The sequence below is a fragment of the Labrys sp. LIt4 genome (assembly GCF_017813775.1).
In the GTDB taxonomy this organism is placed as follows: domain Bacteria; phylum Pseudomonadota; class Alphaproteobacteria; order Rhizobiales; family Labraceae; genus Labrys; species Labrys okinawensis_A.
The window spans coordinates 615710-629184 of sequence record NZ_JAGIPY010000002.1 but is presented as its reverse complement, the minus strand read 5'-3'; the positions used below and the strand labels follow the sequence as shown (position 1 = coordinate 629184).

General features: G+C 64.0%; 14 protein-coding genes and 1 tRNA gene. 8 read left to right on the top strand and 7 right to left on the bottom strand.

The window, feature by feature from the left end; translation table 11 throughout:
* Positions 1 to 94 precede the first annotated feature (94 nt).
* On the bottom strand, positions 95 to 625 hold the full coding sequence (locus tag J8I29_RS05905) for a gamma carbonic anhydrase family protein (RefSeq protein ID WP_105862807.1): 531 nt from the start codon (positions 623 to 625) through the stop codon (positions 95 to 97).
* Between the two features lie 133 nt (positions 626 to 758).
* A complete protein-coding gene (locus tag J8I29_RS05900) occupies positions 759 to 971 on the bottom strand; it encodes a DUF3126 family protein (RefSeq protein ID WP_068295536.1) in 213 nt (70 codons plus the stop codon).
* 307 nt (positions 972 to 1278) lie between these two features.
* Here J8I29_RS05900 and J8I29_RS05895 point away from each other — a divergent pair, with 307 nt between their 5' ends.
* Positions 1279 to 1698 carry a GFA family protein gene (locus J8I29_RS05895; protein ID WP_209430912.1) on the top strand — a complete coding sequence of 140 codons (420 nt, stop codon included), beginning with the start codon at positions 1279 to 1281 and terminating at the stop codon, positions 1696 to 1698.
* Between the two features lie 685 nt (positions 1699 to 2383).
* Entirely contained in the window at positions 2384 to 3211 is an 828-nt protein-coding gene (locus tag J8I29_RS05885; protein WP_245196681.1) for a hypothetical protein, read from the top strand.
* Between the two features lie 80 nt (positions 3212 to 3291).
* On the opposite strand, the gene cysE is transcribed toward J8I29_RS05885, so the two are convergent.
* Both cysE and J8I29_RS05875 read right to left on the bottom strand, forming a co-directional pair.
* Positions 3292 to 4146, bottom strand: a complete 855-nt coding sequence (cysE, locus tag J8I29_RS05880) for a serine O-acetyltransferase (RefSeq protein WP_105862803.1) — start codon at positions 4144 to 4146, stop codon at positions 3292 to 3294.
* 71 nt (positions 4147 to 4217) lie between these two features.
* Complete coding sequence (locus tag J8I29_RS05875; protein ID WP_209430910.1) at positions 4218 to 4973, bottom strand: alpha/beta hydrolase; 756 nt, start codon at positions 4971 to 4973, stop codon at positions 4218 to 4220.
* A 139-nt stretch (positions 4974 to 5112) separates the two neighbouring features.
* Here J8I29_RS05875 and J8I29_RS05870 point away from each other — a divergent pair, with 139 nt between their 5' ends.
* From J8I29_RS05870 to J8I29_RS05860, 3 genes are all read left to right on the top strand, one after another.
* The gene (locus tag J8I29_RS05870; protein WP_105862801.1) at positions 5113 to 5358 is read left to right on the top strand and encodes a zinc-finger domain-containing protein; all 246 of its coding nucleotides are present in this window, start codon (positions 5113 to 5115) and stop codon (positions 5356 to 5358) included.
* A gap of 7 nt (positions 5359 to 5365) precedes the next feature.
* Positions 5366 to 6538 (top strand): FAD-dependent monooxygenase, encoded by a 1173-nt coding sequence (locus J8I29_RS05865; protein WP_209430909.1) that lies wholly within the window; start codon positions 5366 to 5368, stop codon positions 6536 to 6538.
* 36 nt (positions 6539 to 6574) lie between these two features.
* Positions 6575 to 6660, top strand: a tRNA-Leu gene (locus tag J8I29_RS05860).
* Positions 6661 to 7087: 427 nt separating this feature from the next.
* On the opposite strand, the gene J8I29_RS05855 is transcribed toward J8I29_RS05860, so the two are convergent.
* Positions 7088 to 7966, bottom strand: a complete 879-nt coding sequence (locus tag J8I29_RS05855) for a LysR family transcriptional regulator (RefSeq protein ID WP_209430908.1) — start codon at positions 7964 to 7966, stop codon at positions 7088 to 7090.
* Positions 7967 to 8040: 74 nt separating this feature from the next.
* Here J8I29_RS05855 and pdxA point away from each other — a divergent pair, with 74 nt between their 5' ends.
* The gene (gene pdxA / locus J8I29_RS05850; RefSeq protein ID WP_280869890.1) at positions 8041 to 9078 is read left to right on the top strand and encodes a 4-hydroxythreonine-4-phosphate dehydrogenase PdxA; all 1038 of its coding nucleotides are present in this window, start codon (positions 8041 to 8043) and stop codon (positions 9076 to 9078) included.
* A gap of 29 nt (positions 9079 to 9107) precedes the next feature.
* Positions 9108 to 10115 carry a cupin domain-containing protein gene (locus tag J8I29_RS30385; RefSeq protein ID WP_209430907.1) on the top strand — a complete coding sequence of 336 codons (1008 nt, stop codon included), beginning with the start codon at positions 9108 to 9110 and terminating at the stop codon, positions 10113 to 10115.
* A 22-nt stretch (positions 10116 to 10137) separates the two neighbouring features.
* Here J8I29_RS30385 and J8I29_RS05840 read toward each other — a convergent pair whose 3' ends face one another.
* Both J8I29_RS05840 and J8I29_RS05835 read right to left on the bottom strand, forming a co-directional pair.
* Positions 10138 to 10335 carry a hypothetical protein gene (locus tag J8I29_RS05840; protein WP_209430906.1) on the bottom strand — a complete coding sequence of 66 codons (198 nt, stop codon included), beginning with the start codon at positions 10333 to 10335 and terminating at the stop codon, positions 10138 to 10140.
* Between the two features lie 329 nt (positions 10336 to 10664).
* A complete protein-coding gene (locus J8I29_RS05835; protein ID WP_209430905.1) occupies positions 10665 to 11366 on the bottom strand; it encodes an outer membrane protein in 702 nt (233 codons plus the stop codon).
* A 235-nt stretch (positions 11367 to 11601) separates the two neighbouring features.
* On the opposite strand from J8I29_RS05835, the gene J8I29_RS05830 reads away from it, so the two are divergent.
* Positions 11602 to 13410 (top strand): glycosyltransferase, encoded by a 1809-nt coding sequence (locus tag J8I29_RS05830; protein WP_209430904.1) that lies wholly within the window; start codon positions 11602 to 11604, stop codon positions 13408 to 13410.
* Positions 13411 to 13475: the final 65 nt, after the last annotated feature.

Here is a 13475-nt window from a genome sequence, read left to right as displayed (position 1 = left end):
CCTCATCACTCTCAATGCAATCTTGCGCGATCAGGCCCCGTTCAAGGCCTGACACTCGCTCAACTACAGTTGCCGGAAATACGCTCCCCGCGACCTAATCCACCCTCTTCAATCCCTTGGCGAAGCGATTGGCGTTGGCGACATAATGCGCCGACGACTGCCTGAGCTTGGCGACGCTTTCCTCGTCGAGGGGACGGAGCACGCGCGCCGGCGAGCCGACGATCAACGAATGATCCGGAAACTCCTTGCCTTCGGTGATCAGCGCATTGGCGCCTACTAGGCAGCCCTTGCCGATGCGCGCGCCATTCAAGATGGTGGCCCCCATGCCGATCAGGCTGCCGGCGCCGACGGTGCAGCCATGCAGGATGGCGGAATGGCCGATCGTGCAGTCCTCCCCGACGGTGAGGGGAAAGCCCGGATCGGAATGCAGCACGGCGCCGTCCTGGATATTGGAGCGCGCGCCGATGATCATCGGTTCATTGTCGCCGCGCAGCACAGCGCCGAACCAGATATTGGCGTCCTCCTGCAAGATCACGCGGCCGACGACCTGCGCGTCCGGTGCCAGCCAATAGCGGCCGTCAGCCGGCACGGAGGGGGCGATATCGTCGAGCGCATAGAGGGGCATGGCAGGGCTCCGTTCCTAAGATCGCAGGTGTCTCCGCGACATGCACATGTGCGCGATAACCTGCCCTTGAACACGCTGCGGCTGCAGGATGGGAAGATGCAGGCGGGATGCCTGCGATCCCCGAAATAGCCGATCAGTCCTCGAGGTCGATGTCGAGGATCGCCATGTGGAAATCGTAGGAGGTCTCGCCGTCTTCCTTGTCCTCGGAGACCACGCCGATCGACTCCTCGCCGATATAGACTTCCGCGCTGTCGGTCTTGCGGGCACGAGGCACGACGCGAATGGTGGCATTGCCGAAGGTACGTCGAAGATAGGCTTCGACGCGCTGCATGTCTTTCTTGTCCACGGGACTTCCTCGGTTGAATGCGCTGGGCGACCCTACCGCCCCGCCATCCCCGGGCTTTGCCATGCTGGGGCTCGCTTCGCAAGAGAATGCGGGCCGGTGCCCCGTCTAAGCGGGGGAAAGCCCATCGCGCATCGCTTGCCACCGGCCTGCGCGATTGTGAGAGTGGCACAGTAATCTGTTGCCAAAATCCCGTTCCGGCTGTGAACTTCACGATAGGCGAATAGGATTTCGATCACACCCATTCCGGTGCATCGAGGGCGTTCCACAAGGATCCGACGACCTGCGATGGGCATAAGGACCGACGGACATGGCTAAAAAGCACACGGCTCGGTGCGCATGCGGCGCGGTGACGTTCGAATTCGATACCGACCCGACCTTCGTCGCCGTCTGTCACTGCCTGGATTGCAAGAAGGCATCGGGTGGCGAAGCGGCAACGTGGTTCGGTGTTCCAACGAGTGACTTCACGCTCACCGGCGGTGAAGGCAAGATCAAAGCCGTCACCTATATCGCCGACTCCGGAAACAAGCTCGATCGCAATTTTTGTACCGAGTGTGGCGCCCGCCTCTTCACCAGCAACCTCGAGAGCTTCCCGGGCTTGACATTCGTGCAGCTGGGCTCGCTGGAAAAGCCGGCCGGCATCGAACCGAAGCTGGAAATGTTCGTGAAGCGGCGCCTGCCATGGGCCAAGCCCCTGGATGTTCCACAGTTCCAGGGCATGCCGTCCTGAGCGGCGAACGCTCGAGCTTGCACAGCCATATTTGTGGCCGCCCCGCGACGGCCTTTGCAGCACCTGGATGAAGTGCGATAGTCCCGGTATGAATGGGAAGATCACCGCCTCGTGCCTTTGTGGATCAGTTCGCATCTCCTGCGGGATGCCCGCCGGCCCTGCCGCCTATTGTCATTGCGAGGATTGCAGGAAATGCACCGGGAGCGCCTTCAACGTCAGCGTTCCGTTCGAGGCCGGGACGTTTCGCGTGACGTCAGGCGAGATCGGATCCTTCGCCAAAATTGCAGACAGCGGCAACGAACTGACGCGACATTTCTGCCGGAACTGCGGCTCTCCGCTCTACACGTCGTCGCGCAGGCATCCTGACCGGGTCTATGTCAAGGCAGGTATTCTGGATGACCCCTCGCTTGTGGAACCAGCCCACCAGAGCTGGTGCCAGTCGAAGGTGAGCTGGGCAACCCTGCCGCCCGATCTTCCGGGCCATGAAAGGGACGGGCGATAAAAGCGCAACCGTCGTGCACAGACGACCACCGATTGAAAGCATGTGGCTCCGAGCGCAACGGAAGGAACGGGCGAGTTGAATACGCGCCATTTGGCTGCTCATTGGCCCATGGACGTTATTGGCTTCCTGTCGCGGAACGTCCCGCGTTCCTTCGAAGGCAGGGCGGGCTGGGAGGATATGTCCATGACGGCCTATCAGATCGGTTGCGACGCGTTGGTGGCGCTTGGCCAGGCCGACAAAACCGACTATGGCGCTGTTCCACGCGACAATCCCCAGCTGCCTGAGGTTCTGCCCCGTTGGGACGATCTATGCGTTGCAGTTCTTAAGCTGGCCAGCCAACAGAATTTGCTCACTTTTCGCCGTGCGGATGGAAGCATTCCCCTTCCTCCAAATCGGGGCGGATTGATCAGCTATATCGTAACTGAGGCATTGCCTCTGCCTGGGCCGAATATTGGCGCCGCCTGGGGTCTTGGTCTTGCTCATGCCGCGCCGGATGCGCAATCCGTCCTGCAGTCACTCGGCTTGATTACAAACGGATACTGGAGCAAGGCTGCGGAAACCGTTCTGTGGCGCCATCTTCCCAGCGAATGGGATATCGATATCACGCCCGATCCCCGCTTTGCTGACGCGGTTGTGCGGGCTGTCCAGACGATGCCGGAGGACGTCCGAGCCGAAATGGACCGGATTGTAACGATCACAGAGGCGGACGTGATGGCACTAGCGGCCCACCGCACTGCATTCGAGGAGGAACTGCGCATCAAAATCGGGGCGAATGCCCTCACAAGTCCACCTGCCACCGCCGAGCAGGCGCGAAAGAGTCTGGAATTCGCGCGCCACGGTGCTCTCGATTGGCTGTTTTTCCGTCGCTGGCGTCTTGGTGATGGTTGGCTTACGCCCGCTGACGCAGGAAGGGCTCTCGGAATCTTTCACGATCCCCTGGCGATCGCAATAAGACGCGCTGTCACTATCCGGCTTTATCCAGACTTGGCCTTCTTGTCTGCGCTTCCATAGCCCAGAAGAGCGCCAACATCAGATTTACACAAGCCTAGACTTTTCCAGGCGCGTTCGCTTCTGGCCTTCGAGACAGGAATCTACAGCCCCACGTCGTGCCAAAACATGTCGTCCGGCAGCGGGCCGTGCAGGATCTGATCCATGCTGCGCGACGGCTCGGCGCAGCCCGCCTCCCCGACCACGCGGGCCGGAACGCCCGCCACCGTGGTGTTGCGCGGCACCGCCTTGAGCACCACCGAGCCCGCCGCGACGCGGGCGCATTGGCCGATCTCGATATTGCCGAGGATCTTGGCGCCAGCCCCGATCATCACGCCGCGGGCGATCTTGGGATGGCGGTCGCCCGTCTCCTTGCCGGTGCCGCCCAGCGTGACGTCCTGCAGGATGGAGACGTCGTCGCCGATCACCGCCGTCTCGCCGACCACCAGGCCGGTGGCATGGTCGAGAAAGACGCCGCGCCCGATCGGCACGTTCGGATTGATGTCGCACTGGAACACGGCCGAGGAGCGGCTCTGCAGATAGAGCGCGAAATCACGGCGCCCCGACTTCCAGAGCCAATGGGCCAGGCGATGGGTCTGCAGGGCGTGGAAGCCCTTGAAATAGAGGATCGGCTCGATATAGCGATTGGCCGCCGGGTCGCGGTCGATCACCGCCGCAATATCGGACCGGATGGCCGAGGCGATGCTCGGATCGGCCTCGAGCGCCTTGCCATAGGCCTGGGCGATCAGGGTGGCCGGCATGTCCGAATGATCCAGGCGCGAAGCGATGCGCTGCACCACGGCGCTTTCCAGCGAATTGAGCTGCAGGATATTGGCGAAGATGAAGCTGGAAAGTTGCGGCTCGGCATGGGTGACCGCCTCGGCCTCGGCCCGCACACGGCTCCAGACCGGATCGACGATTTCAAGCCCATGGGAAACCAGGCGCTTCGACTGATTCATCTGCCTATCCGCTGAATGGACGGTATCTCCTTCCCTTCTAGCGCAGTGATGCCGACAGTGCCAATGTTCATTTAGACGCCCTGCTCTGCAAGGAATGCCAAGACGCCCTGCTTGTAGACCTTGTCGCCGACGGCCGGATTGTGATCGCGGTTCGGGATGTCGAGCACGGTGGCATTGGGCATCATCGCGGCCAGTTCCTGCGCCGAGCCCGCGATCGGGTCGCGCGTGCCGACGGCGATCAAAGTGGGCTGCAGGATCCGCGCGACCTCGGCGGGATTGAGCTGGACGCGAGAGCCGCGGATGCAGGCCGCCAGGGCCCGCCGGTCCGCCCCGCTCTTGTCGGCAAAAGCGCGGAACATCCGCCCGATCGGGTCCGGCACGTCATCGAGCGAGGGCGCTTCCATCGCCGCCGCGATGGTGGGCGGCAGGGCCTCGCCCTGCACCAGCCGCACGCCAAGGCCGCCGAAGATCACCGCATCGACGCGCTGGGGATGCTCGAGCGCCAGGAAGGCCGTGATGCGGGCGCCCATGGAATAGCCCATCACCGTCGCCGAGCCGATGCGCAGATGGTCGAGCAGCGCCACGGCATCGCTCGCCATCGCCGCGGGATGGTAGGCGGCGGGATCGTAGAGCTTGGAGGAGTCGCCATGGCCGCGATTGTCGAAGGCGATTACCCTCCGGCCCTGCCTGGTGAGCAGGTCGACCCAGCCGGTGCCGACCCAGTTCACCTGATGATTCGAACCGAAGCCGTGGATGAGAAGGATGGGCTCGCCCTCTCCCTCGTCTATATAGGCGATTTCGACGCCGTCGTGATCAAAACGCTGCATCGGCGCGGTTTTCCTTTGCTCTTGCTCCCATTAGCCCCTATCGCATCCCGTGCGGCACCGCTATGGTCCGCGCGAGAGAAAATTACGGACCCCAAATCCACGTCGTGGACCCCGGGTCCCCATGGCGGACTGAAGATCAATGGCAGGCCATTCCATTCCCCATTTCCAAAATGACCTCGGCTTGAAGGTCATTCGCGTCGGCTCGAAGGAATTCATGTGCCAGGGCGCGAGCGTGCCTTTCGACCATCCCCACATCTTCATCGACCTCGGTTCGGATGACGAGGCGGTTTGCTCCTACTGCTCCACGCTCTATAAATATGATCCCAAGCTGCCCGAGGGCATGTCGGAGCCGGCCGCCTGCACGGTGAACGCCCAGGCCGCCTGAACCGGGCATGGATATCGCGATCGCCGGCGCCGGAATCGGTGGGCTGACGGCGGCCCTGGCCCTGGCGCGGCGCGGCTTTGCGGTTGAAATCTATGAGCGCGCCTCGAGGCTGGAGGAAGCCGGGGCCGGCATTCAGCTCACCCCCAATGCACTCAACGTCCTGTTCGGCCTCGGCCTCGGCCCAGCGCTCGAAGCGCATATGGTGCGGCTGGAAGCGGTGGTGATCCGCAAGGGCGCAACCGGCGCCCTCGTTCAGCAACTGCCGCTCGAAGCCTGCCAGGCGCGCTGGGGCGCTCCCTATGGTGTGATCCATCGCGCCGACCTGCAGACGGTGCTGGTTGAAGCGGTGCATCGGCACGCCATTCCGCTCAAGCTGGGGCGGGAGATCCGCGCGGCCCGCCAGGATGGGCAGCGGGTGACCCTGTCCTTCGTGGGCAAGGATGCGGATGTTTCCGCTCCCATGCTGATCGGCGCCGACGGGGTGTGGTCGACGCTGCGAGCCCAGCTCGACCTCGAGCCGCCCCGGTTCGCCGGGCGACGGGCCTGGCGGGCAGTAATCCCGAGTGAGGAAATACCCGCCCTGTTCCAAGGCCAGAAGACCGGGCTCTGGCTCGGCGATAACGCACATTTCGTACATTATCCCGTGCGTTCGGGGCAGGCGCTCAATCTCGTGGCGGTGACGCATGCCGACGACGCCGGCCCCGGCTGGTCCACGCCGCAGCCCTTGGACGCGCTGCTGCCGCACTATGCCAGCTGGGACGGGCGCGTGCGCGCCTTGCTCGCCACGGTGCCGCAATGGCGGACCTGGCCGCTGTTCGAAGGCCGCGCCGACAGCCGGATCGCGACTGGCCGGATCGCCCTGATCGGCGACGCAGCCCATCCCATGCTGCCTTTCATCGCCCAGGGCGGCGCGGCGGCCATCGAGGATGCGGCCGAATTGGCTGCCCGGCTCGACGGCGCAGGCCACGGCGACCTTCCCGCCCGTCTACAGGAATGGTCGCGCCTGCGCCTGCCGCGTGTCGGCCGGATCCAGGCCGAGGCGCACAGCAACGGCCAACGTTATCACTGGCGCTGGCCCCTCGCCGCCGCACGCGATCTCGGCCTGTCTGCCCTCGGTGGCCGGCGCCTCCTGGAGCGTTATGACTGGCTCTATGGCTGGAAGCCGACAGAAACGGCTTGAGCTGCCATGATTCCAGCCCTAAGCAAGACCGGCGCTGCGGACGTGGCGAAATGGTAGACGCAGCAGACTTAAAATCTGCTTCGGGAAACCGGGTGCGGGTTCGAGTCCCGCCGTCCGCACCAGCCATGAACGCGACAGGCGTTGGCCCACCAGTTATTATGGCCCCCAATAGTCAAACGCGTACGTCTTGCCTAACGGTACCTCAAACTCAATTGCCAAATCCGGGTCGCCGCAAGCAATCGAATGCTTGCCATCTCCGATCGGGCCAGGCATTCCGATCGCATAGGACCATTTCTTCCCATCGACAAGAACACTTTTACAGCCGCTCGTATCGGCCAGGACGAAGTAGGTTCCGCCGTCAACAGACGGAGTTGTGGTTCCACGGAGATCTCTCTCCTGACAGTTCGCAGGGTCGACGAACGAGGAAACCCCAACCGATAACGACCGAAACCTCATCGAATGGCAAACGGGACAGCTGGCGGCCCTTTAGATAGCGTGCGTCCCAACAGTGCACCCGCATCTCATTCCAGCACTCTATCTAGAGAAACACTATCCAAACGAGGACGCGCATTCCTTCACCAGCCAGCCCATCAGCTGCTCGCCTTTCGCGCCCAGTTCTCGCTCGCCCGGCCAGATCAGGCCGTAATGCGTGCCGTCGGCCCAGAAGCCGGCGGGCGCGATGAGGCGGGCTCGTTTGATGTCGTCGGTTGCCAGTACCAGTGGGCCGAGCGCCACGCCGAGCCCCGCCGAGGCCGCTTCCATCATCAGGAAATGGTGGTCGTAGAAGCGGATTTCCCTCGGGCGCGGCCGGAGGGGGTGGCGCGCCAGCCATGTCGACCAGGCGTCGGGGCGTGTCCGGGTGCCGAGGCCGATATAGGCCCCCTCCTCGAAATCGGCGAGGCGGTCGGGCACCATCACCGGCCCGACCCTTTCGGCGAACAGGCGCCTGACCTGCCAGCTTTCTGGCACGGCGAAATCGAGACGGCGGATGGCGAGGTCGATCCGCTCGCGCGCGAAATCGACCGCACCGCCGCCGACCGAAAGATGCAGGGCGACCGCGGGATGGGCCTCCTGAAAGCCGCCCAGGCGCGGGATCAGCCAGCGCATCGCCACCGAGGGCTCGCAGGACAGCACCAGGGCATCATCCCGTGTCGCCACAGCACGCAGACCCTGCACGGTAGTGCGCAATTCGCCGAAGCAGCGATTCACCGTCAGGAACAGGGTCTCGCCGTGCGCCGTCAGCTTGAGGCCGCGCCCGCTCTTCTCGAACAGCCGGAAACCCAGATCCTGCGAGAGCTTGGCGATGCGCCGGCTGACCGCGCCATGCGTCAGCGCCAGCCTGTCGGCGGCCAGGCGCACCGAGCCCAGCCGCGCTGCAGCCTCGAAGGCGCGCAAATCGTCCAGCGAAGGAATCTCGGAGCGATCCATTGGTGATCTGATATCACCAGTTATGGCCAGAAACTATCGCTTTTTCCGGGCTCCATTTCCGCGATAATCGAGCCATGCAAACCATTCCCTTCGAAGACGTCGACCTGCCGGGCAGGCAGTGGCCAGTTGTCAGCTCTTCAGCGGCCTCCCGGCCGCTTGCCATCACCATGGGCGATGCCGCCGGCATCGGGCCCGAGATCATTGCCAAGGCCCTTGCCAAGGGCTGCGGCCCCTGCGTCGTCTATGGCAGCGTGGGCGTGATGGCCGACATCGTGGTCCGTCTTGGCCTGACACTGCAGGTTCGCGCTGTTGCCGGGCCTGAAACAGCCCGGTTCAACCCTGCAGTCATCGAGGTCGTCGATGCCTGCGACCTCCGCGAGGCACCGCCGCCCGGCCGGATCGACCCAGCTTGCGGCAAGGCAGCCTATGACGCGCTACTGGCGGCCATCGGCGCGGCCAAGGCGGGTACGGTGGCAGGCATCGTCACCGGCCCGATCAACAAGGAGGCACTGGCGGCCGCCGCCCTGTCCTATCCGGGCCACACCGAGATCCTCGCCGCCCATGGCGGGGGCTCGCGGGTGGCGATGATGCTGGCCAATGACGAAATCCGGACAGTTCTCGTCACCATTCACACCGCCCTGGGCCTTGCGATCGAACAGGCCGATTTCGAGGCCCAGATGGCGGCGATCCGCTTTGCTCATGAAGGCGGGCGGGCGCTCGGCATTTCGGCGCCGCGCATCGCGGTCGCCGGCCTCAACCCGCATGCCGGCGAAGGCGGCTTGTTTGGCAGCGAGGAGATCGAGATCATCGCGCCGGCCATCGCGGCGGCACGCCGCGAGGGCATCGACGCCAGCGGCCCCTGGCCCGGCGACACCGTGTTCCTGCAGGCCCGGCGCGGACGGTTCGACGTGGTGGTCGCCCAATATCACGACCAAGGCCTCATTCCGATCAAATATCTCGGGCTGGATCGCGGCGTGAACATCACACTGGGCTTGCCTTTCATCCGCACCAGCCCCGATCATGGCACGGCGTTCGATATCGCCGGGCAGGGCATCGCGGATCCCTCGATTCTGACCGCCATTGCCGATCCCCGGCGCCTCATTGCGGCCTAAGCCGGCACTGAACGAGAGAGGGTTTCCTGATGGGTCTTCGCTTCATCTTCATGCTCACCCGCAACGACCGGACGGTCCAGGATGCGGATACGCATCTTCAAACGGCACTGAAACTCGGGATCCGCCATATCGGCTTCAAGGATATCGGCCTGCCGATCGAGCGGCTCAAGGATCTCGGCCGGGCGATCCGGGCGGGCGGCGCGACCTCCTATCTCGAAGTCGTCTCGCTCGATCGCGACAGCGAACTGGCCTCCGCCCGAGCCGCCGTCGAGATCGGTGTCGATATCCTGCTCGGCGGCACCCATGTCGAGGAGGTATCGGCGATTGTCAGGGGCACGCCCATCCGCTACTGCCCCTTCCCCGGCCGGATCAGCGGCCATCCCAGCGTGCTCGAGGGCAGCATCGAGGAAATCGTCGCCAGCGCCCGCGAACTCGCGGCGCATGAAGGTGTGCATGGCCTGGATCTGCTTGCCTATCGCTCGAAGGAAGACGTGCCGGCGTTGATGAAGGCCGTTTGCGCCGCGGTGTCCAAGCCTGTCTACATGGCCGGATCGATCGAGACGCCCGGGCAGATCGCAGCGGTGAAGGAGGCGGGCGGCATGGGCTTCACCATCGGCACCGCCGCGCTGGACGGGCGCTATCCGGCCGCAGGCAAGGATGTGGCGGGCCAGCTCGCCGCCATCATGCGGGACGTGGCGCAGACCAACAACCACCTGTCCCCCTACCATAAGCAGAGCCTGTCCTCGGCCTTCGGCGCCGTTGCCGAAACCGCCTCGCCGCGGATTGCCGGGCGTATCAACGACATCGAGATCAAGCTGGCCAGGGTCGAGGCCGAATCCGGCTGGCATTTCAATGCCAGGCAGGACGCCTTCCTCCTGGTGCATAAGGGCCGGCTGCTCATGCGCTTCCGCGACCGCGACGAAGTCGTCGAGGAAGGCGATTTCATCATCGTGCCGCACGGCGTCGAGCATTGCCCGGAAGCACTGACCGCCGAATGCCAGATCGTGCTGATCGAGCCGCCGCGCAGCCACGCGTGAACGCCGCGCCCGTTCCCAGCCTTCAGTCTGCCTTCCCCTCCGCCGGCTGCCCCCTCGCCTCCACGATCGCGGACTGCAGGGTGAACAGGCGATACAGTGTCAGCGCCGCCTTGTAGGGATCGCCATCACAATCGCGGATGATGCCATCGAGGGCGGCCGCTTCCTCCTCCGTCGCCGGCACGACCTCGTCCGCAAAGAGCACTTTCGGATCTATCGACATCCCTGCCTCCCATCCCTCGAATCCGAGGGGAAAGTAGCTGGGAAGCCAGGCGTTGGCCAGCAATTTGTTCTTGAATTGTTCTTATTTGAAAACTCGTCGCGCCAAATGAAAAGCCCGGCTGGTCCTAATACGGTTCACTTAAGCAGGAACCGCTCCGAATTTGTCATAGCCGGGCTTGACCCGGCTACCCAGAAGCCGCACGGACGAACCGTCGGGGAGCTGGATTGCCGGGTCAAGCCCGGCAATGACAAAGGTCGAGCACCCCGAAACGCTTAAGTGAACTGCATTGCGGCTGGTCCGGGCTTCTCACGCCATTGCCGCAAGGTTGATCAGAACTTGTAGCTGATGCCCGCCGTGACGGTCGTCTGGTTCCAGTCGGCCTTCACGCGGCCATCCGGCGTGGCATAGCTCTTCTTGTTGAAGTCGCTGTAACGTACTTCCAGCCGGCCAATCCAGTTCTGGGTGAAGGCATATTCGGCACCAAGGCCCACGGTCCAGCCAACATGGGTATTGCTTGAGCCCGCGCCGGCGGTGGAGAGCTTGGCATTGGCCAGCGCAAGACCGCCGGTGGCGTAGATCAGGATGTTGTCGAAGGCATAGCCGAGGCGGGCGCGGGCGGAGCCCTGCCACTCGGTCTTCAGCTTGAGCGTGCGCGCAATGTTGCCGTTGTAAATGGCATGGGCGCTGCCGTTCAGATTGGAGTAGTCGATGTCGCCTTCGACGCCGATGACGAAATCGTTGATCTGGTAGTTGTAACCGGCATGAGCGCCGCCGATGAAGCCGCTGAGATCGAACTTGTCGGCCGCCGGCGTAGGCGTGGTGCTTATGGGCGGAAACAGCCTGCTCTGGTCGTCATTCTCGCGGCCCCAGCCATAACCGGCATGCAAGCCGACATAGGGGCCACTCCAATTGTAAGGTGTCATCACCGGCGGAACCGGTTCGACGGCCTGCGCGGCTAGGTCGGCGGCAAAGATCGAAGTCGAGCACAGCAAGACGGAAAGACCGGCTATGGCGAAGCAGATGGTACGCATCGAATCCCCCTCATAAACACGACGTAAGTATACTTTTAAGGAAAGTAAAAGTCGGTGACATATCGGCAACAGGCAGAATATATCGGGCCGCATGCCACCATCGCAGGCGACTGCCTTGGCGGCCGATTTGGCCGGGGCCTTGCAAGGCCTCGCCTGCTCGTGCTCTGCATCCAGCCATGCGGGCCGTCCTGGCCGGGATGTCACTGCCATGCATGAAGAGGGAGCAGAAGAAGGGATGAGCGAAAGCACTATCTCGATCACGCTTTGCGGCATCGACCTCGCGCTGATCTATCCCGACGATCTGGACGAAGAGATCTGGCCCTATTTCTGGCATGTCGCCAATGGCAGCCAGCGGGAGTCTCGGCCCGCGACCTTGCGCCTCTGCCGACGAGCCTCGGGTCGCCTCGAACTCCATCGCGACGACGCCCTGGTCTGGAAGGATCTGTCCTGGCCGGAGGCGCTGCATCCCCTGCTCGATGAGATCGGCCGCGTAGTGGCGACGGCTTCCATCCGCCCGGTTCTGCGCGCCGCAGCGGTGTCCCACCAAGGCAGGGTGGTGCTGATTGCCGGTCCTCCCGGCTGCGGCAAGACCAGCCTGGCCGCCTGGCTGGTCGAAAAGGGCTTCGAGTTTCTGGCCGACGATCTCGTCTGCCTCGGGGATGCGGAGACATCCGTCAGGCCGGGCGCGCTTGCCCTTGCGCCGCATACACCGGTGTCGGCCCGCATCCTGTCCTCGCCGACCTTCATCGATGCCTATGCCTCCCTCACCCAGGCAGGTGCCGTGATCAAGCCGGAAGCGCTGGCGGAGGGGCATGCGGCCGAACGGCCCTGCGTCCTCGTACTGGTCCCGCAGCGCCATGAGGGTGCCGAACCCGACCTGCACACGGTCTCGTCGGACAGATGCCGCTTCTTTCTCGAACTCGCCCAGCATCCGGACCAGCGGATATCGGCTGCGATCGAGGCCAAGCTGAGCGACTTCGCCCGGCAGGTCCCGGTCGTCAGAGTGCGCTTCGGCCAGCCCGGCGACTGGCTCGACAGCTTTCTGCGCCGTACGCTCGACGCCGGCCTGCCGGTGGCGAACGCGGCCCATCAGCACAAGATCGAAGTGCGTCAGAGACTCGAGGCCGCGGCGGCCGTTACGGCACGCCCGGCCGGCGACTGGGCCTTCCCAAAGCCCGCCCTCGCCGGGCCACGCAAACGCCTGAGCATCGGCATGGCGACATTCGACGACTATGACGGGGTCTATTTCACACTCCAGGCCTTGCGCCTCTATCATCCCGAGGTTGCCGACGACATCGAATTGCTGGTGGTCGACAACAATCCGAACGGAATATGCGGCGATGCCCTTCGCCGCCTTGCCAGGGGCTCTGGCGGGTTTCGCTACATTCCGGTGGCGGAGAGCATCGGCACCGCCGTGCGTGATTTCGTGATGCAGGAAGCCGCCGGCGAGCATGTCGTGTGCCTCGATTGCCACGTTCTGCTGGTGCCGGGAGCGCTGGCGAGACTCCTCGGCTATTTCGAGCAGCATCCCGGCAGCAACGACCTGCTGCAGGGACCGCTCGTCAGCGACGACCTCACGAGCCTTTCCACCCATTGGAAGGCGGAGTGGGCCGGCGGCATGTATGGCACCTGGGCACTCGACGCCGCCGGCAGGGATCCGGAGGCGCCGCCTTTCGACATCCCGATGCAGGGACTCGGCCTCTACGCCTGCCGCCGCGCGGCCTGGCCCGGCTACAATAAGCACTTCCGCGGCTTTGGCGGCGAGGAAGGCTACATTCACGAGAAATTCCGCCAGGCCGGCGGGCGTACCCTATGCCTGCCCTTCCTGCGCTGGATCCATCGCTTCGACCGCCCGATGGGCGCGCCCTATACGATCAGCTGGCACGACCGCATCCGCAACTACATGATCGGCTTCGACGAGCTCGGCCTGCCGATGGACGAAATGCTGGCCCATTTCCGCGAGCATGTCGGCCCGAGCGCGGAGCCGATCATCCGGAACTGCTGGGAGGAACTGGAGCGATTGCGCATCACGCAACGGGGCTGAAGACGATCGTCGGGGGGCGCGTGCGTCCTTTTGAAGGCAGATCGCCGTCAAGCAGACAAGGATGC